This is a genomic window from Stenotrophomonas sp. STEN225 (genome assembly GCF_056756445.1).
The window spans coordinates 1-17,098 of the sequence record NZ_JBRRBV010000031.1 but is presented as its reverse complement, the minus strand read 5'-3'; the positions used below and the strand labels follow the sequence as shown (position 1 = coordinate 17,098).

Below are 17,098 nucleotides of genomic sequence, written 5' to 3'. Positions count from 1 at the left end.
CGGGGGCTTGGGGGGGGGGGGGGGGGGGGGGGGGGGGGGGGGGGCCCCCCTCCCCCCGCGTGGGGGGCGGGCCGCCCCCCCCCCCGGGCCCCCCCCCCCCCCCCCCCCCCCCCGGCCCAAACACTGACTCGCATCCTGACCCGCATCCAGCAACCCAGCCACGAGGGGCTGCGCCGTTGGCTGGAACACCCTGTTACCCGCATGGGGCATGTGCCCGTCACGGCCGCATGCCATGCTGGCACTCTTGATCCCTGCCAGCGAGACGCCCGCATGACCACCATCATCGCCCCGCGCGTACACGACATCGGCGGCCTGGAAGTCCGCCGCGCCGTCCCCACCCTGCAGGCCCGCAGCATCGGTTCGTTCGTATTCGTCGACCAGATGGGCCCGGCCGTCCTTACCGCAGGTACCGGCATCGACGTGCGTCCCCATCCGCATATCGGCCTGGCCACCGTCACCTTCCTCTGGTCCGGCGCCATCGGCCACCGCGACACGCTCGGCTCGGACCAGGTGATCCGTCCCGGCGACGTCAACTGGATGACCGCCGGCCGCGGCATCGCGCACTCCGAACGCACGCCCCCGCCGGAGCGCGGTCACGACCATCCGATCCACGGGATGCAGACCTGGGTGGCATTGCCGAAGTCGCACGAGGAAGTGGAGCCGGCGTTCTATCACCACGCCGCCGCGACCCTCCCGGAGCAGCGCCGCAACGGTGCCTGGCTGCGCGTGATCGCAGGCCGCGCCTATGGCGAGGAGTCGCCGGTGAAGGTCTTCGCCGACACGCTCAATGTAGCCATCGACCTCGATCCCGACGCGGAGATCGACATCGATGACGGCCACCGCGAGCGGGCGCTGTACATCCTCGAAGGCCAGGCGCAGCTGGATGGCGTGGACATCCCGGCGCAGCACCTGGTGATTCCCGAGGCCGGCGCGCGCGGCCGGCTGCGCGCGAAGACCCCGCTCAAGGCCATGCTGTTCGGCGGCGAACCGCTGGATGGCCCGCGTCACCTGTGGTGGAACTTCGTTTCCAGCTCCAAGGAGCGCATCGAACAGGCGAAACAGGACTGGGAAGCCGGCCGGTTCGGCAGCATTCCCGGCGACGACAAGGAGTTCATCCCGCTGCCGCAGTACTGAGCATCGCGCGCTGCACACACCCTGAGGTGTATCCCTGCACCGGCCTTTGACGCTATCGTCACTCGCCGGTCACTGAAATGTGACCTGTTTCACATTTTAGTTCATCAAAGGAGTGCAGTTCATGAGCATGGGTAAACGCTTGGCCGCCGAGTTCCTCGGCACTTTCTGGCTGGTTCTGGGTGGCTGTGGCAGTGCGGTACTGGCTGCCAAGTTCGGCGGCGACGGCAATCCGCTGGGCATCGGCTTCCTGGGCGTGGCACTCGCGTTCGGCTTGACCGTGGTCACCGGCGCCTACGCGTTCGGTCACGTGTCCGGCGCGCACTTCAATCCGGCAGTCAGCGTGGGCCTGTGGGCCGGCGGCCGCTTTCCGGCCCGCGACCTGGTGCCGTACATCATCGCCCAGGTCGCGGGCGGCCTGCTGGCCGGCTTCATCCTGCTGCAGATCGCTTCCGGCGCCAGCGGCTTCGCCATCGACGGCAGCCAGGCCGGGGCCTTCGCCAGCAACGGCTACGGTGCGCTGTCGCCCGGCGGGTACAGCGTGGCGGCCGCCTTCCTGTGCGAAGTGGTGCTGACTGCGGTATTTCTGGTCGTGATCATGGGCGCCACCCATGGCAAGGCACCGGCAGGGTTCGCTCCGCTGGCGATCGGTCTGGCATTGACCCTGATCCATCTGATCAGCATCCCGGTCACCAACACGTCGGTGAACCCGGCTCGGTCCACCGCGGTGGCGTTCTTCGCCGGCAGCGGCGCGGTCGGCCAGCTCTGGCTGTTCTGGGTCGCCCCCCTGCTGGGCGGCATGATCGGCGGCATCATCTACAAGTGGGTCGGTAACGACCGTTGAGTGCTGCCCGGACCATTGCGGCCGACAATCGGCCGCAATGGTTACGGTTGTAACCGCAATTTGTGCGGGCACTCACGTTCCGTTAAGGTCTGTTTGACCGCCCGTGCACATGCCGGGCGGGGATGGCATCCGGGGATGGGATGCCACGGCCGCCAGCAGCATGGCGGCGTCACACGACACGCCACCTTGGGGGATGCATGAAGTTCGCGCCTGTTGTCCTGTCGAGCCTGTTGTTTGCTGCGGCCCAGGCCGCCGCGCAGGCACCCGCCGAATGTCCTTCGCTGCCGGCGAGCAGCGGCCTGAAATGGCAGCAGCAGGTGCAGTCGGACTTCCTGCTCTGCCGCGCCAGCACCGAGGATGGACGGGAAGTACTGAGCCTGATGCTGAGCGCACGCGATCCGGCGATTCCGCTCAGCCGCTCGCTGCGCCAGGAAAAAGGCAGTTTCGCCGGCGAGTCACTGTACTGGTACCAGCCCGATCTGGGTGGACAGCAGCCGCCGGGATACGCCGAACGACGCATCAGCGTGATCAAGCTGGACAAGGGCCGCTATGCGCAGATTGCCCTGTACCCGGGCAGCACGCAGGAACTGGGGTCGCTGCAGCAGCTGGCGCAGGGCATGAGCCTGACGCCTTCAGCCGTGGCCGCCGGACGTTGACGGTGACGGGGATGACTGCCTGGCAGCATCCCCGCCGGATCCGACGCGTTGGCGGCAACGCCGGGCATGGCCTGATGGATGTGCGTTGCGCGTGCTGTGCCGGAGAGCCGCCGGGCATGGCCCGGCGCTACCGACCTCTTCCGCCGGGCATGGCCCGGCGCTACCGGCTTCCTCCTGGGGGGCGGCGTCGGCCCTCAGAACCTGCCTTCCTGAAAATCGACGAAGGCCTGCATCAGTTCCTGGCGCGTGTTCATCACGAACGGGCCATGCCGCATCACTGGCTCCCGCAGTGGCCGGCCGGCCACCAGAATCAGCCGCCCCCCTTCGCTGCCAGCCGAAACGTGCAGCTGTTCACCGCCACCGAGCACCGCCAGTTCCTGGCGCGCCACATCACGTGCGGCATCCTGCTCGCCGACCGTGATTGCGCCCTCGAAGACATAGGCAAACGCGTTGTGGCCTTCCGGAAGCGTGTAGGTCCAGGCACGATCGGCCTCGAGGCGGACGTCCAGATACAACGGATCGGTGGCCGGCTGCACGATCGGGCCGGTGGTGCCATCGACAGTACCGGCGATCACCTTCACCTCCACACCCGGCTCCGGCTGCACCACCGGGATGCGTTCCGGCGCGAACTCCTGGTACTTCGGGTCCGTCATCTTCTCGCGCGCGGGCAGGTTCACCCACAGCTGGAAACCGCGCATCTGCCCGCTTTCCTGTTCCGGCATCTCCGAATGCACCAGGCCCCGGCCTGCAGTCATCCACTGCACGCTGCCCGGGGTCAGCAGGCCCTCGTTACCGTGGTTGTCGCGGTGGCGCATGCGTCCGTCCAGCATGTAGGTGACCGTCTCGAAACCGCGGTGCGGATGCTCCGGGAAACCGGCGATGTAGTCTTCGGCGCGGTCCGTACCGAATTCATCCAGCAGCAGGAACGGATCCAGATCCGGCAGCGTCGGGCCGCCGATGACACGGGTCAGGCGCACGCCGGCGCCGTCGGACGTGGGCATGCCACGGATGGTGCGCAGGACGCGGACCGGTTCGGGAAGGCTCATGGCGACTCCTGTTGGATGGATGCCACTGAAGATGGACGCCGCGGCGCCGTCCGCCAATGGATGACGCCGCAACCGATTGTTCCATCCCTGGTGTTCGCCGGGCGTCATGCCGGCGGTTCCGCGACACGGATGTCTGCCCGCAGCCCATGCCGCACACGCGGTCACCACCTTCGTACGACCAAAGTACTACCGCCGATGGGCCCCGCACGCATTGACCCTGTAAAGGGCACGCGGGACTCTTTGAATGTCTTTCCGGGAGAGAGCACCTCATGAAAGGGTTTGCCAAACTGGGTTGGGCGGCACTCGCCCTGCTCGGCGCGTTCTGTCTGGGCACCGTGGCCTTGCGCCGCGGCGAACACATCAACGCGCTGTGGATCGTCGTCGCCGCTGTTTCGATCTACCTGATCGCCTATCGCTTCTACAGCCTGTTCATTGCCAACAAGGTGATGCAGGTGGATCCGACCCGGGCTACGCCGGCGGTGATCAACAACGATGGCCTGGACTACGTGCCGACCAACAAGCACGTGCTGTTCGGCCACCACTTCGCGGCCATCGCCGGCGCCGGTCCACTGGTGGGCCCGGTGCTCGCGGCGCAGATGGGCTACCTGCCCGGACTGCTGTGGCTGGTGGTGGGCGTGGTGCTGGCCGGTGCGGTACAGGACTTCATGGTCCTGTTCCTGTCCAGCCGGCGCAACGGCCGCTCACTGGGCGATCTGGTCCGCGAGGAAATGGGACAGGTGCCCGGCACCATCGCGCTGTTCGGCGCGTTCCTGATCATGATCATCATCCTGGCGGTGCTGGCGATGGTGGTGGTCAAGGCGCTGGCGGAAAGCCCGTGGGGCATGTTCACGGTGATAGCCACGATGCCCATCGCGATCCTGATGGGCATCTACATGCGCTACATCCGACCGGGCAAGATCGGCGAGATCTCGGTGGTGGGCCTGGTGCTGCTGCTGGCCGCGATCTGGTACGGCGGCAAGGTTGCTGCAGATCCGGTGTGGGGCCCGGCCTTCACCTTCACCGGCACGCAGATCACCTGGATGCTGATCGGCTACGGCTTCGTCGCTTCGGTGCTGCCCGTGTGGCTGTTGCTGGCACCGCGCGACTACCTGTCGACCTTCCTCAAGATCGGCACCATCGTCGCTCTGGCCATCGGCATCCTGATCGTGATGCCCGAGCTGAAAATGCCCGCACTGACCCAGTTCGCCGCCAGTGGCGATGGCCCGGTGTGGAAGGGCGGCATGTTCCCGTTCCTGTTCATCACCATTGCCTGCGGCGCGGTATCCGGTTTCCACGCGCTGATTTCCTCGGGCACCACGCCGAAGCTGCTGGCCAATGAATCGCACATGCGCTACATCGGCTATGGCGGCATGCTGATGGAATCGTTCGTGGCGGTGATGGCGCTGGTGGCTGCGTCGATCATCGATCCGGGCATCTACTTCGCGATGAACAGCCCGGCGGCGGTGATCGGTGCCGATGCGGCGTCTGCCGCGCACTACATCACCAACACCTGGGGCTTCACCATCACGCCGGAACAGCTGACCGCCACGGCCGCCGCGATCGGCGAGCCGACGATCCTGCACCGCGCCGGTGGTGCGCCGACGCTGGCGGTGGGCATCGCAATGATCCTGCATGAAGCCATTCCCAGCGGCAGCGACGCGATGATGGCGTTCTGGTACCACTTCGCCATCCTGTTCGAAGCGTTGTTCATCCTGACCGCCGTGGATGCGGGCACCCGCGCAGGCCGCTTCATGCTGCAGGATCTGCTGGGCAACTTCATTCCGGCGCTGAAGAAGACCGAGTCGTGGACGGCCAACATCATCGGCACGGCCGGCTGCGTGGCGCTGTGGGGCTACTTGCTCTACACCGGCGTGGTCGATCCGTTCGGCGGCATCCAGACCCTGTGGCCGCTGTTCGGCATCTCCAACCAGATGCTGGCCGGTATCGCGCTGATGCTGGGGACGGTGGTGCTGTTCAAGATGAAGCGTGACCGCTATGCCTGGGTGACCGCAGTACCGGCCACCTGGCTGCTGATCTGCACCACCTATGCCGGCTTCATCAAGATCTTCGACAGCAACCCGGCACAGGGCTTCCTGGCGCAGGCGCACAAGTTCCAGGCCGCCATCGCCAGCGACACCATCACCGCACCGGCCAAGTCGGTGGCGCAGATGCAGCAGATCGTGGTCAATGCCTACGTCAACACCGGCCTGACCGCGCTGTTCCTGCTGGTGGTGGGTGCGGTGCTGACCTATTCGATCCGCACGATCCTGGCCGCACGCCGCAATCCGCAGCGCAGCGACCGCGAGACCCCGTACGTGGCGCTGAAGCCACATGAAATGGTGGATCTGTAATGAGCACGCAACTGGTTCCCGTAGGCCAGTACCAGGCGCACCGCCGCGTGTGGCGACGCCTGGTGCAGACGGCACGCCTGTGCTGTGGCATTCCTGATTACGACAACTACGTCCGGCACATGCTGGAGAAGCATCCGGACCAGGAGCCGATGGACTACAAGACGTTCTTCCGCGAACGTCAGGAAGCGCGGTACGGCGGACGCAACGGCGGACGCTGCTGCTGAAAGGCATGACGCGGGCGCCGGGCATGAAGCCCGGCGCCCGTTCCAGAGAACCGCAGAGCGCGACCGGCGCTCAGCCGTTGGCCATCCACTTCAGGATCAGGCCGGTGACATAGGCCAGCCCGGTGCCGGTGGCATAGCCCACCGTACCGAGCAGCACGCCGACCGGTGCCAGTGTCGGATGGAAGGCCGCAGCCACCACCGGCGCCGATGCCGCCGCACCGATGTTGCCCTGCGAACCGATGGCGAAGAAGAACAGCGGTGCACGGACCAGCTTGGCCACGGCCCACAGCACCAGCACGTGGGTCGCCATCCAGATCGCGCCGAGCAGGAACAGCCACGGCCGATCCAGCAGCGACAGCAGGTTCATCTGCATGCCGATGCAGGCGATCAGGAAGTACAGGAACACCGTGCCCAGGCGCGAGGCACCCGCCGCTTCCAGACGACGTGCACGGGTGAAGCTCAGGCCCAGGCCCATCGCGGTGGACAGCAGGATCACCCAGACGAACTGGCTGTCCAGGCTGAACTGGCTGGCCCAGCTCACGTTGGCCTTGAACCAGCCCGACAGCGGCGCGGCGATCGCGTGCGCCAGGCCGACACCGCCCAGGGCAACGCCGACGATCACCATCAGGTCGGTCATGCTGGGAATACGTGCGTTCTGCGCTTCATAGGCGCTGATGCGCGCCTTCATCTCGTCGATGGCACGGGTGTCGGCACCGTTGCGCGTGTCGATCTGCTGCGCGCGGTTGGCCAGGAACAGCAGGATCGCCATCCACAGGCTGGCGCAGGCCACATCGACCACGGCGAACTGCCCGAAGGTCGTGGCATCGGTACCGAAGATCTCGCGCATGGCGACCATGTTGGCGCCACCGCCGATCCAGCTGCCGGCCAGCGCCGCCATGCCAGCCCAGGTGTCACCGGCCACGGTTTCCGGGTGGATCAGCTTCATCACCTGGAACGAGACGATGGCTCCCAGCATGATGCCGGCGGTACCGGCACAGAACACGAGCAGCAGCTTCGGGCCGAGCTTGATGACCCCTTTGAGGTCGATCGACAGGGTCAGCAGGACCAGCGCGGCAGGCAGCAGCACATCGCGTGCGACCGGGTTGTACAGCGACGTGTTGTGGCCATCGATGACACCGGCGGTGTTGTAGATGGCCGGGATGAAGTAACACAGCAGCAGGGCCGGCACCCAGGCGAAGATCTTCTTCAGCAGCGGGGTGGGACCACTGGCGGCCCAGAAGATCAGGGCCAGGGTGGCGGCAATCAGGCCCAGGCCAACGATGTCGTTGTTGATCAGGGCAGTAGCGGGTTCGGTCGGCATGGGATCCTCTGTCGATCGAAAGAGCGGAAAAAAAAGCGCCGCATAAGGCGGCGCGGGTCGAGATTAACACCCTCTTCACGGCGGGTCATGCTGCAGTGCCGGCCTCGCCTTTCCCGAAACGGAGCGTGTCCATGCAACTGGGTGCCTTCTCGGTCAGCCTTTCGGTCAAGGACCTGGCCGCCTCGCGCGCGTTCTATGAGGCGCTGGGCTTCTCGGTCACCGGCGGCGATGCGACGCAGAACTGGCTGGTACTGCGCAACAACGGTGTCGTCATCGGCCTGTTCCAGGGCATGTTTGAAGGCAACCTGCTGACCTTCAACCCGGGCTGGGACCAGCACAAGCAGGAACTGCCGCGTTTCCAGGACGTCCGCGAACTGCAGGCAGCGCTGGATGCGCAGGGTATCGCGCTGCAGGTCCGGGCCGATCCCGACAGTGAAGGCCCCGCCTTCCTGCAACTGATGGATCCGGACGGCAACGTGATCCTGGTCGACCAGCATGTGCCGCGGCCGAAGGCCTGACCCCGCGACTGCGATCATCCGCCTGGGCGCGAAGCACCGAAATCCAGCGTGGCCTGCGTCCCGCGCGGCTCGCAGGGCTGCAGCTGCAGGGTCCAGCCAAGGTGCTCGCACAGGCGCGCGATCAGGTCCAGGCCGATCCCGCCACGATCGACACGCTCTCCCCGGGCCATGCGTGCGTGGATCGCAGCGATCTCCTCCGGGCTCATGCCATGCCCCGGGTCCTGCAGGGTCAGCACCGCCGAAGCGCTCAGGCGCAGCTCGATGTGACCGCGGCCGCTGTTCTCGATCGCGTTGCGCAACAGGTTGCCGATCGCCGCCTGCACCACAGCCAGCGGGGCAACGATGTCCACCGGCGCGGCCTGGATACCGATGCTCAGGTCCTTGTCGCCCAGCAGATGGCGATGATGCTCGACGATGTCCGGCAGCAGCTGGTCCAGTGCGATGCGCTCGGCACGCGCCGCCAGCCGCGCCGGATCGCGCGCAAGCACCAGCAGCAGTTCGATCAGCTGCTCCACGCCCTGCGCGGTGCGCAGCACGCGCTGGATCTGCTGCCGGGCACGGTCCGGCAGGCCCGGCTGCTCCAGGGCCAGCTCGGCGGCGCCGGTCATCACCGCAATCGGGGTGCGCAGCTCATGGCTGGCAGTGCTGATGAACACCCGCTCGCGTTCCACGAACTGCTCGTTGCGTTCGAGGTAGTCATTCAACGCATCGGCGATGGTGTGCAGCTCGGAACTGCCACGCGGGTCGACATCGATGCGCTGGCCCTGCGCGCCCGGCCGCAACGCGCCGATGCGCTGCGCCAGCAGGCTGAGCGGACGCACCATGCGCTCCATGCCGAAGGACGCCATCAGCACGGTGACGAAGATCATGATCACCCCGGCCAGCATCACCCACCGCGTGGCGAACTGCTCAAGGTCGTGGAAGTCGGAGATGTCCAGCACCAGCGCAACGCGCCCCATCGAGTCCGTATCACGCACCATGACCGCCGTTTCGCGGTCCTTCACCATCACCCCGTCATGCAGGCCGGGATGCAGGGTGCGCAGGCTGTCAGGCAGGTTCACCGCGTCGAAACGGTACAGGCTGAGCGTGTCCGAGTCCTGCCATCGATAGTGTGGCTCGTGCTCGACATGCTCGACGATGCTGTCCAGTTCGGAGTTGAGCAGCGCGCGCCAGGCGGCGTGTTCGGCGTGCTCGTGCACATAGTTGCCCACGCTGAACACCGCCAGCGAAAGCAGTGCCAGGTAGCCCAGCAGCCACCACAGCACGCGGCGGTACAGCGGGCCGGGTCTACGCACCTTCATCGTCATTCCTGCCGGCCTCGGCGGCGGTGGGCAGGGCCAACCGGTAGCCGACCCGCGGCAGCGTGTGGATCAGCTTGTCCACGAACGGTCCATCCACGCTGCGGCGCAGTTCGTAGACATGCGAGCGCAGCAGGTCGCCGTCCGGTGGCTCGTCGCCCCACAGGGCGAATTCGAGCTGCTGGCGGGTGACCGCGCCGGGGCTGGCGCGCATCAGCACTTCCAGCAGCTTGCGGCAGGCCGGATACAGATGCAGGACCTGTCCGGCGCGCTGCGCCTCCAGGGTCGCCAGGTCCAGCACCAGATCACCCACCTGCAGCCGCTTGCGGGGGTTGCGTCCCTGTGCCCGCAGCAGCAGGGCCTCCAGCCGCACTTCCAGCTCCGGCAACGCGAACGGCTTGGTCAGGTAGTCATCAGCGCCGGCACGGAAGCCGGCAATCTTGTCCGGCAGTTCGTCGCGTGCGGTCAGCATGATCACCGGCACCTCCGAGCCATGCTCGGCACGCAGGCGGCGCAGCACTTCCGGCCCTTCCATCCGGGGCAGCATCCAGTCCAGGATCACCGCGTCATAGGGATGGCTGCCCGCCAGATGCAGGCCGGTGATGCCATCGGGAGCCACATCCAGCACATGACCGCGCGACTCGAAGTAGTCGAACAGATTGGCCACCAGCTGCCGGTTGTCCTCGATCACCAACAGGCGCATGCATGAAAGTTCCACGGAAGTTCGTACCATGGTAGCGCCACGCATGTCGGAATGAGGTCGCCCCGGCGATACTCCGACGCTTTTCCCACCCCCGCCGCCTCAAAATGGCCGTTTTGCTCCCGGAGCCTGCCGTGCCCGTAGCCCTGCCCCGCCGTTGGCGCCTGCCCCTGCTCTGGCTGTTGATCATCGCGGCACTGGCTGCCGGCATCGGCATGCGCCAGCCGCAGCCACCGGACGAACCCCGCTTCGTACTGGCCGCCAGGACCATGGTGGAAAGCGGGGAATGGCTGCTGCCGCATCGTGGCAGCGAGCTGTATGCGGAGAAGCCGCCGGTGTTCATGTGGCTGCAGGCGGCGGCCTACGAAGTGGTAGGCAGCTGGCAGTGGTCGTTCCTGCTGCCTTCGCTGCTGGGGGCCCTGCTCAGTCTGTGGTTGGTGTCGGATCTGGCACGCCGACTGTGGTCGCCGCGCCATTCCCTCTATGCCATCGGCGCCCTGTTCTGCACCCTGCAGTTCGGCCTGATGGCCAAGCGTGCGCAGATCGACATGGTGCTGGTCGGGATGACCACGCTGGCCCTGTGGGGCCTGCTGCGGCATCTGTGCGAGCGACGCAACGTGCCGGCGCTGTGGCTGGCCGGCTTTGCCGCCGGCCTGGGCACGGTGACCAAAGGCGTAGGTTTCCTGCCGCTGCTGATGGTGCTGCCCTGGTTCGGCTGGTGGCTGTACCAGCATCGCCGCGGCCGTCGCATCGAGGGTCCGCACCCGGCGACCCTGCTGTGGCTGATCCCTGCATTCCTGCTCGGCGTGGCCGTCTGGCTGGCCCCGCTGGGCTGGGCCCTGCTGCACGAACCCAGTGCCTCGCTGCAGTCCTATGCGCATGAACTGCTGTTCAAGCAGACCGGCACCCGCTATGCCAACGCCTGGCACCACCGGCAGCCGGTCTGGTACTACCTGCAGGTGATCCTGACACTGTGGCTGCCGGGTGCCCTGTTGCTGCCGGTGCTGGCCCGCCCGTGGTGGCGGCGCCTGCGCCGTGGCGACCGCCGGCAGTGGCTGCTGCTGGGGTGGGCGCTGCTGGTGCTGGTGTTCTTCAGCGCCAGCCCCGGCAAGCGCGAGGTCTACCTGCTGCCGATGCTGCCTGCCGTGGCCCTTGCCGCCGCGCCCCTGCTGCCCGGCCTGCTGCGCCGGCTGTGCGTGCGCCGGTATCTGTTCGGTTACAGCCTGGTGCTGATGCTGGCAACCGCCGTGCTGGGCGTGATGCTGCTCACCGAAAGTCACTGGGCGCAGGCGCAGCTGCAGCGGCGTGCGATGCCCGACACCCTGCTGCCGGTGCTGGGCGACGGCCTGCTGACGTTCGCGATCGCCGTGGCTACCCTGGCCGTGTGGTTGCGCGTGCGGCGCGCCGCCACCCTGGTACTGCTCACCCACGGCCTGCTGTGGATGCTGTACGGCCTGGTGCTGATTCCGGCGCTCGACCCCTACGCCTCGTCGTCGGCGCTGATGCGCCGGGTCGGCGCGAGGATCGGCCCCGATGCCGAACTTGCACTGGTGGCCTGGCGCGAGCAGAACCTGCTGCAGGCCGACCGCGCCGTGCGCGAGTTCGGCTTCAAGCGGCCCTGGCCTGAACAGTGGCACGACGCCGGCCCCTGGCTGGCCGAAGCACCCGACCGGCGCTGGCTGCTGGTGCTCGACAAGGCCATGAGTCCCTGCGTGGATGCCGCCCAGGTGATCGACATCGGCGTCGCCAACCGCAACCGCTGGCAGCTGGTGCCCGGCACTGCCTGGGATGCCGGCTGCCACGCCGAGCGGGCCGGCGCCAACGAAGAAGAAGACTGAATCATCCCCCACGCGGGCCGGCGGTTAACCCGGCCCGAACGCAGGTCCGACCCTTCTCCGACATCAACCTGACGAGCATGGCGCCGGTTCATCGTCACGGTGTTTTCCTGCATGTCCGTCCGTCCTCCCGTCTCCGGGGTTGCTTCGGCCTACTCCACGCTGGCATCGCGGTTCGCCGTGACCCACCTGTGGCTTCCACTGCTCATCGTGCTGCCCCTGTTCGCCGTGTTCATGGAGGGGGGAGCCGATCAATGGCTGGCTGACCACCTGTTCCGGTTGGAGGGCGGCCGCTGGGCACTGCAGGACGCGTGGTTCACCCGCTCGCTGGTGCACCGGGGCGGCAAGTGGTTCAGCACCGCCGCAGCGCTGGTGGTGATACTGCTGAGCTTTCACCACTGGCGCCACGGACGTGATCGCACCCTGCGATGGGCGCTGCTTTATGTCGTAATTGCCCTGGCGCTGGGAACCGGCGGCGTGTCTCTGCTGAAGTCGCTGGTGCCGATGGACTGCCCGTGGGATCTGCTGCGCTACGGCGGCCACCAGCCTTATATCGGGCTTTTCAGCCATCGTCCGGCCGACATGCCGATGACCGCGTGCTTTCCCGCCGGCCATGCCAGTGCCGGCTATGCCTGGCTGAGCCTGTACTTTTTCGCCCTGCTGTGGCGTCCTGCCTGGCGCTGGACCGGCCTGGCACTGGGCCTGGGCAGCGGGCTGCTGTTCGGCATCAGCCAGCAGCTGCGGGGTGCACATTTTCTGTCGCATGACCTTGCCACAGCCCTGCTGTGCTGGCTGCTGTCACTGGGGCTGTACGTTCTGGTCCGCCATCACCTGGACCGCACCAACCGCCTGGAGGCGAACGCATGAATGCTTCGGTTCAACGCTCGTTCCGTGTGCCATCGCTGGCCGGACTGCGCAGCTGGCGGCCACAGCTGTCCACCGAGGCGTTGATCGCGCTGACCAGCCTGTTCTTCGCCCTGGCCGGCAACGGCCTGTTCTGGCGCAGCGCGATGGCCAGCCACCCGGAGAGCCTGCGCTACGCGGTGTCGCTGCTGCTGTTGCTGCTCGGCACGCATGGCCTGCTGCTGGGCCTGCTGGTCTGGCGCTGGAACGCCAAGGTGGTGATCAGCGCGCTGCTGCTGGTAACGGCCTTCGCCGCCCACTACATGAGCCGTTACCACATCTATCTGGACGCGGACATGCTGCGCAACGTGCTGGCGACCGATCCGAAGGAAAGCCGCGAACTGATGACGGTCTCGCTGCTGTGGCCGGTACTGCTGCTGGCGGCACTGCCGATGGTGCTGGTGTGGCGGGTGCAGCTGCAGCGGCGCAGCTGGGGGCGCAGCCTGCTGTGGCGCCTGGGCTTCCTGGCAGTGGCTGCGGTGACCGCTGTTGGCGGTGCACTGATCTCGTTCCAGGACGTCTCCGCGCTGATGCGCAACCAGCGTGAAGTGCGTTACCTCGCCACCCCGGCCAACGTGCTGCTGGGTCTTCCACGTGCACTGCGCGGCGACAACCCGGTGCAGCGCGCGCCGAAACTGCCGATCGGCACCGACGCCAAGGCCACCCCACGCGCTCCGGCGAGCAAACCGCGCCTGCTGGTAATCGTGATGGGTGAGACCGTGCGTGCACAGAACTGGGGCCTCAACGGCGGCCGCAATACCACGCCGGAACTGGCCCAGGCACCGGTGATCAACTTCCCCGACATGCACTCCTGCGGCACCAGCACCGAAGTTTCGCTGCCCTGCCTGTTCTCGCCATGGGGACGCCACGACTACGACGAGAAGAAGATCCGCGCGCACCAGTCGCTGCTGCACGTACTGAACCGTGCCGGCATCGCACCGCTGTGGCGTGACAACCAGTCCGGCTGCAAAGGCGTGTGCGAAGGACTGGACTTCCAGTCGCTGTCCGATGCGACCACCCCGGGCCTGTGCGCCGACGGCCGCTGCATGGACGAGATCCTGCTGCAGGACCTGGCCACCCAGGTGCGTGCCAGGCCCGGCGACCGCGTGGTCGTGCTGCACCAGCTGGGCAACCATGGCCCGGCGTACTTCGAGCGCTATCCGGCCGCCTTTGCCCGCTTCAAGCCAACCTGCGACACCCGTGACATCGGCCGTTGCTCACGCGAAGAGATCACCAACAGCTATGACAATGCCGTGCTGTACACCGATCATTTCCTGAGCAAGACCATCGGCACGCTGCAGGGCATGCAGGACTACGACACAGCGATGATCTACCTGTCCGACCATGGCGAATCGCTGGGTGAGAAGGGCCTGTACCTGCACGGCGTGCCCTATGCGATCGCCCCGGCCGAGCAGACCCGCGTACCGATGACGATGTGGTTCTCGCCGGGCTTCGCCAGCAGTCGCGGGCTGGACCTGCAATGCGTGCGCAAGCGTTCGGCAGCGTATACCGACCACGACAACCTGTTCCCGTCGGTGCTGGGCCTGATGCAGGTGAAGACGGCGCTGTACGAGCGCGATCGCGACGTGTTCGCCGGCTGCGAGAGTTGAGGGGGGTTCGGCAGGGCTTGCAGCCCTGCACCCGCAGAAGCCGAGGCAACGTCAAAAGCCGAAGCGCATTCCGTGGGATGGCGGGGCACTGTGGGTTCGCGGGGACGGCGCAAGTACGTCCATGTAGCCTTGGTCGCGCCATCCATGGCGCTCACACCCCGCAAACCCACAGTACCCTGCCTTCGACAGGTTCACTCCGCTGTTGGTAGGTGAAATTCCGGGGTCAGATCCGTTTTCCTGCGGAAAACGGATCTGACCCCAATTTGATTGTCGATACCTGACAGATGTGCCGACCAAGGTCGACACCCACCAACAGCCGCCGCGATCTGTCAGAGGTGGGGCGGTGTGGGATTGCAGGACCGTTGGCGCCATGGATGGCGCCATCGAGCCCCCATGGATGGGTTTACGGCGTGTCCTGCAAGCCCACACCGCCCCGCCATCCCACGGATAGCCCGCTGTTGCTGTTGCTTTGGCCTTTGCCCTTGCTGGAAGGCTTCTGCGGGTGCCGGGCGCGGCCCGGCCGACTTCCGCCACTTGCGGTGGCAGCGCCTGCCCACTAGCCTTCGGCCGTCGTTCACCACCCAAGGACCGCCCGTGAAACACCGTCATCTCCTGCTGGCCGCTGCTGTCGCCGCCGCCACGCTGGCCCTGGCTGCCTGCAAGAAGGAAGCGTCCCCCGGCGCCGAGAGCGCCGGCAGCAGCGCACCGGCCGGCGAGACCGCCGACCAGTTCGTTGCCCGCATCAATGCCGAATACAAGGCTGCCTATCCGGAGATGACCTCGGCGCAGTGGCTGTCTTCCACCTACATCAACAGCGATTCGGAGCGCATCGCGGCCAAGGCCAACGAGCGTTCACTGACCCAGCTCAACAGCTGGATCGAGCAGGCCGCGAAGTTCGAGGGCCAGCCGATGAGCGCAGACAGCAAGCGTGCGATCCATCTGCTGAAGCTGATGTCCTCGATGCCGGCACCGCGCGACCCGGCCAAGCTGGCCGAGCTGACCCAGATCGCCACCCGCATGGAGGGCAGCTACGGTGCCGGCAAGTACTGCACCGATGCCAACGACCCGGCCTCCTGCCGCCAGCTGGGGGAACTGGAACAGGTGCTGGCACGCAGCCGCGACTACGACGCGCAGCTTGATGCCTGGCAAGGCTGGCACAGCACCACGCGGAACATGCGTGGCGACTACCAGAAGTTCGTCAGCCTGGTGAACGAAGGTGCCAAGGGCATGGGCTTCACCGATGCCGGGCAGATGTGGCGCAGCGGCTATGACATGCCGCCGGAGCAGATCGGGCCGGAAACCGACCGCCTGTGGGAGCAGGTCAAGCCGATGTACGAGCAGCTGCACTGCTACGCGCGCGGCAAGCTGGACAAGACCTACGGCAAGGACAAGGCCGAGGTGGGCAATGGCCTGATCGCCGCGCACCTGCTGGGCAACATGTGGCAGCAGGACTGGTCCAACCTGTGGGACCAGCTGGAGCCCTATCCCGGTGCCGGAAGCCTGGACATCACCGCCGCACTGGAAAAGCAGTACCAGACCAACCTGAGTGCTGCGCTGGCCAAGGCTGGCAGGGATGCCAGCGTCGCGGGCCAGTACAGGGCACAGCGCGAAGCCGAACTGCGTACCGCGAAACAGATGACCGAGCGCGCACAGGATTTCTACGTGTCGCTGGGCATGCCCTCGCTGCCGCAGTCGTACTGGGACAAGACCCAGTTCATCAAGCCTGACGACCGTGACGTGGTCTGCCACGCCAGCGCCTGGGACATGAACATGGAAGGCGATGTGCGCACCAAGATGTGCATCAAGCCGAACGAAGAGAACTTCACCACCATCTATCACGAGCTGGGCCACATCTACTACGACCTGGCCTACAACCCGTTGCCGCCCCTGTTCCAGGGCGGCGCCAACGATGGCTTCCACGAAGCAATCGGCGACACGATCGTGCTGGCGATGACGCCCAAGTACCTGAATTCGATCGGTCTCGTTGATGCACCGCAGGAAAGCCGCGAGGCCGTGATCAACGCGCAGATGCGCATGGCGCTGTCGGGCGTTTCATTCCTGCCCTTCGGCCTGATGATCGACCGCTGGCGCTGGGGCGTGTTTGACGGATTGATCACCGCCGACAACTACAACAAGGCATGGTGGGACCTGAAGGCCAAATACCAGGGCGTTGCCCCGGCCAGCACCCGCGGCGAGGAGTTCTTCGATCCGGGCGCGAAGTACCACGTGCCGGGCAATACGCCGTACACCCGCTACTTCCTCGCCCGCATCCTGCAGTTCCAGTTCTACAAGGGCCTGTGCGATGCATCGGGTTACAAGGGCCCGCTGCACGAGTGCACCTTCTACGGCAACAAGGAAGCCGGCCAGAAGTACTGGGCGATGCTCAGCAAGGGCGCCAGCCAGCCGTGGCAGGCCACGCTGAAGGAGCTGACCGGCACCGACAAGCTGGATGCCGGCCCGATGATCGAGTACTTCAGCCCGGTCAATGAGTGGCTCAAGCAGCAGAACGAAGGCCAGATGTGCGGCTGGCAGGCCAGCGCTGCGGCCCCGGCGGCGAAATGAGAAAAGGGGCGGATCCGCGAGGATCCGCCCCTTTCGTTCCGGTAGCGGCGGGGGCGGCCCCCCGGGGGGGGTTTGCCACCAACGAACGCCCGGGCAGGG

Annotated in this window: 14 protein-coding genes; 10 read left to right on the top strand and 4 right to left on the bottom strand. The window is 66.5% G+C overall.

Features of this window, described 5'->3' with window-relative positions:
• Positions 1–270 precede the first annotated feature (270 nt).
• The 3 genes from ACVOJ1_RS18760 to ACVOJ1_RS18750 all read left to right on the top strand — a co-directional run bounded on the left by ACVOJ1_RS18760 (position 271) and on the right by ACVOJ1_RS18750 (position 2,631).
• A complete protein-coding gene (locus ACVOJ1_RS18760) occupies positions 271–1,134 on the top strand; it encodes a pirin family protein (protein WP_053518997.1) in 864 nt (287 codons plus the stop codon).
• Positions 1,135–1,255: 121 nt separating this feature from the next.
• Positions 1,256–1,975 (top strand): aquaporin Z, encoded by a 720-nt coding sequence (gene aqpZ / locus ACVOJ1_RS18755; protein ID WP_080375317.1) that lies wholly within the window; start codon positions 1,256–1,258, stop codon positions 1,973–1,975.
• 197 nt (positions 1,976–2,172) lie between these two features.
• The gene (locus ACVOJ1_RS18750) at positions 2,173–2,631 is read left to right on the top strand and encodes a hypothetical protein (RefSeq protein ID WP_053518999.1); all 459 of its coding nucleotides are present in this window, start codon (positions 2,173–2,175) and stop codon (positions 2,629–2,631) included.
• Between the two features lie 194 nt (positions 2,632–2,825).
• Here ACVOJ1_RS18750 and ACVOJ1_RS18745 read toward each other — a convergent pair whose 3' ends face one another.
• Positions 2,826–3,677, bottom strand: a complete 852-nt coding sequence (locus ACVOJ1_RS18745) for a pirin family protein (protein WP_065174835.1) — start codon at positions 3,675–3,677, stop codon at positions 2,826–2,828.
• A 269-nt stretch (positions 3,678–3,946) separates the two neighbouring features.
• On the opposite strand from ACVOJ1_RS18745, the gene ACVOJ1_RS18740 reads away from it, so the two are divergent.
• Both ACVOJ1_RS18740 and ACVOJ1_RS18735 read left to right on the top strand, forming a co-directional pair.
• Positions 3,947–6,028, top strand: coding sequence for a carbon starvation CstA family protein (locus tag ACVOJ1_RS18740; protein WP_053519002.1), 2,082 nt, complete (start codon positions 3,947–3,949; stop codon positions 6,026–6,028).
• Positions 6,028–6,252 carry a YbdD/YjiX family protein gene (locus ACVOJ1_RS18735; RefSeq protein ID WP_053519004.1) on the top strand — a complete coding sequence of 75 codons (225 nt, stop codon included), beginning with the start codon at positions 6,028–6,030 and terminating at the stop codon, positions 6,250–6,252. Before ACVOJ1_RS18740 ends, ACVOJ1_RS18735 begins: the two co-directional genes overlap by 1 nt.
• A 70-nt stretch (positions 6,253–6,322) precedes the next feature.
• On the opposite strand, the gene ACVOJ1_RS18730 is transcribed toward ACVOJ1_RS18735, so the two are convergent.
• A complete protein-coding gene (locus tag ACVOJ1_RS18730) occupies positions 6,323–7,573 on the bottom strand; it encodes a DUF819 family protein (RefSeq protein ID WP_346480768.1) in 1,251 nt (416 codons plus the stop codon).
• Positions 7,574–7,704: 131 nt separating this feature from the next.
• On the opposite strand from ACVOJ1_RS18730, the gene ACVOJ1_RS18725 reads away from it, so the two are divergent.
• Positions 7,705–8,091, top strand: a complete 387-nt coding sequence (locus tag ACVOJ1_RS18725) for a VOC family protein (RefSeq protein ID WP_164151637.1) — start codon at positions 7,705–7,707, stop codon at positions 8,089–8,091.
• Positions 8,092–8,105: 14 nt separating this feature from the next.
• On the opposite strand, the gene ACVOJ1_RS18720 is transcribed toward ACVOJ1_RS18725, so the two are convergent.
• The gene (locus tag ACVOJ1_RS18720) at positions 8,106–9,392 is read right to left on the bottom strand and encodes a sensor histidine kinase (protein ID WP_065174832.1); all 1,287 of its coding nucleotides are present in this window, start codon (positions 9,390–9,392) and stop codon (positions 8,106–8,108) included.
• A complete protein-coding gene (locus ACVOJ1_RS18715) occupies positions 9,379–10,092 on the bottom strand; it encodes a response regulator transcription factor (protein ID WP_065174831.1) in 714 nt (237 codons plus the stop codon). Before ACVOJ1_RS18715 ends, ACVOJ1_RS18720 begins: the two co-directional genes overlap by 14 nt.
• A gap of 131 nt (positions 10,093–10,223) precedes the next feature.
• Here ACVOJ1_RS18715 and ACVOJ1_RS18710 point away from each other — a divergent pair, with 131 nt between their 5' ends.
• The 4 genes from ACVOJ1_RS18710 to ACVOJ1_RS18695 all read left to right on the top strand — a co-directional run bounded on the left by ACVOJ1_RS18710 (position 10,224) and on the right by ACVOJ1_RS18695 (position 16,999).
• Positions 10,224–11,927, top strand: a complete 1,704-nt coding sequence (locus ACVOJ1_RS18710) for an ArnT family glycosyltransferase (RefSeq protein WP_065182656.1) — start codon at positions 10,224–10,226, stop codon at positions 11,925–11,927.
• A 111-nt stretch (positions 11,928–12,038) separates the two neighbouring features.
• Positions 12,039–12,791: a phosphatase PAP2 family protein gene (locus ACVOJ1_RS18705; RefSeq protein WP_197571912.1), complete on the top strand. Its 753-nt coding sequence runs from the start codon at positions 12,039–12,041 to the stop codon at positions 12,789–12,791.
• On the top strand, positions 12,788–14,437 hold the full coding sequence (locus ACVOJ1_RS18700; protein ID WP_346480767.1) for a phosphoethanolamine transferase: 1,650 nt from the start codon (positions 12,788–12,790) through the stop codon (positions 14,435–14,437). The genes ACVOJ1_RS18705 and ACVOJ1_RS18700 overlap by 4 nt, the downstream gene beginning before the upstream one ends.
• 594 nt (positions 14,438–15,031) lie before the next feature.
• Positions 15,032–16,999, top strand: a complete 1,968-nt coding sequence (locus ACVOJ1_RS18695) for a M2 family metallopeptidase (protein ID WP_346480766.1) — start codon at positions 15,032–15,034, stop codon at positions 16,997–16,999.
• The last annotated feature ends 99 nt before the right edge of the window (positions 17,000–17,098 follow it).

Excerpts from the sequence above, each read along its gene's own strand:
- ACVOJ1_RS18760 (WP_053518997.1), top strand. The coding sequence starts at position 271 with ATGACCACCATCATCGCCCCGCGCGTACACGACATCGGCGGCCTGGAA.
- aqpZ (WP_080375317.1), top strand. The coding sequence starts at position 1,256 with ATGAGCATGGGTAAACGCTTGGCCGCCGAGTTCCTCGGCACTTTCTGG.
- ACVOJ1_RS18750 (WP_053518999.1), top strand. The coding sequence starts at position 2,173 with ATGAAGTTCGCGCCTGTTGTCCTGTCGAGCCTGTTGTTTGCTGCGGCC.
- ACVOJ1_RS18745 (WP_065174835.1), bottom strand. The coding sequence starts at position 3,677 with ATGAGCCTTCCCGAACCGGTCCGCGTCCTGCGCACCATCCGTGGCATG.
- ACVOJ1_RS18740 (WP_053519002.1), top strand. The coding sequence starts at position 3,947 with ATGAAAGGGTTTGCCAAACTGGGTTGGGCGGCACTCGCCCTGCTCGGC.
- ACVOJ1_RS18735 (WP_053519004.1), top strand. The coding sequence starts at position 6,028 with ATGAGCACGCAACTGGTTCCCGTAGGCCAGTACCAGGCGCACCGCCGC.
- ACVOJ1_RS18730 (WP_346480768.1), bottom strand. The coding sequence starts at position 7,573 with ATGCCGACCGAACCCGCTACTGCCCTGATCAACAACGACATCGTTGGC.
- ACVOJ1_RS18725 (WP_164151637.1), top strand. The coding sequence starts at position 7,705 with ATGCAACTGGGTGCCTTCTCGGTCAGCCTTTCGGTCAAGGACCTGGCC.
- ACVOJ1_RS18720 (WP_065174832.1), bottom strand. The coding sequence starts at position 9,392 with ATGAAGGTGCGTAGACCCGGCCCGCTGTACCGCCGCGTGCTGTGGTGG.
- ACVOJ1_RS18715 (WP_065174831.1), bottom strand. The coding sequence starts at position 10,092 with ATGCGCCTGTTGGTGATCGAGGACAACCGGCAGCTGGTGGCCAATCTG.
- ACVOJ1_RS18705 (WP_197571912.1), top strand. The coding sequence starts at position 12,039 with ATGTCCGTCCGTCCTCCCGTCTCCGGGGTTGCTTCGGCCTACTCCACG.
- ACVOJ1_RS18700 (WP_346480767.1), top strand. The coding sequence starts at position 12,788 with ATGAATGCTTCGGTTCAACGCTCGTTCCGTGTGCCATCGCTGGCCGGA.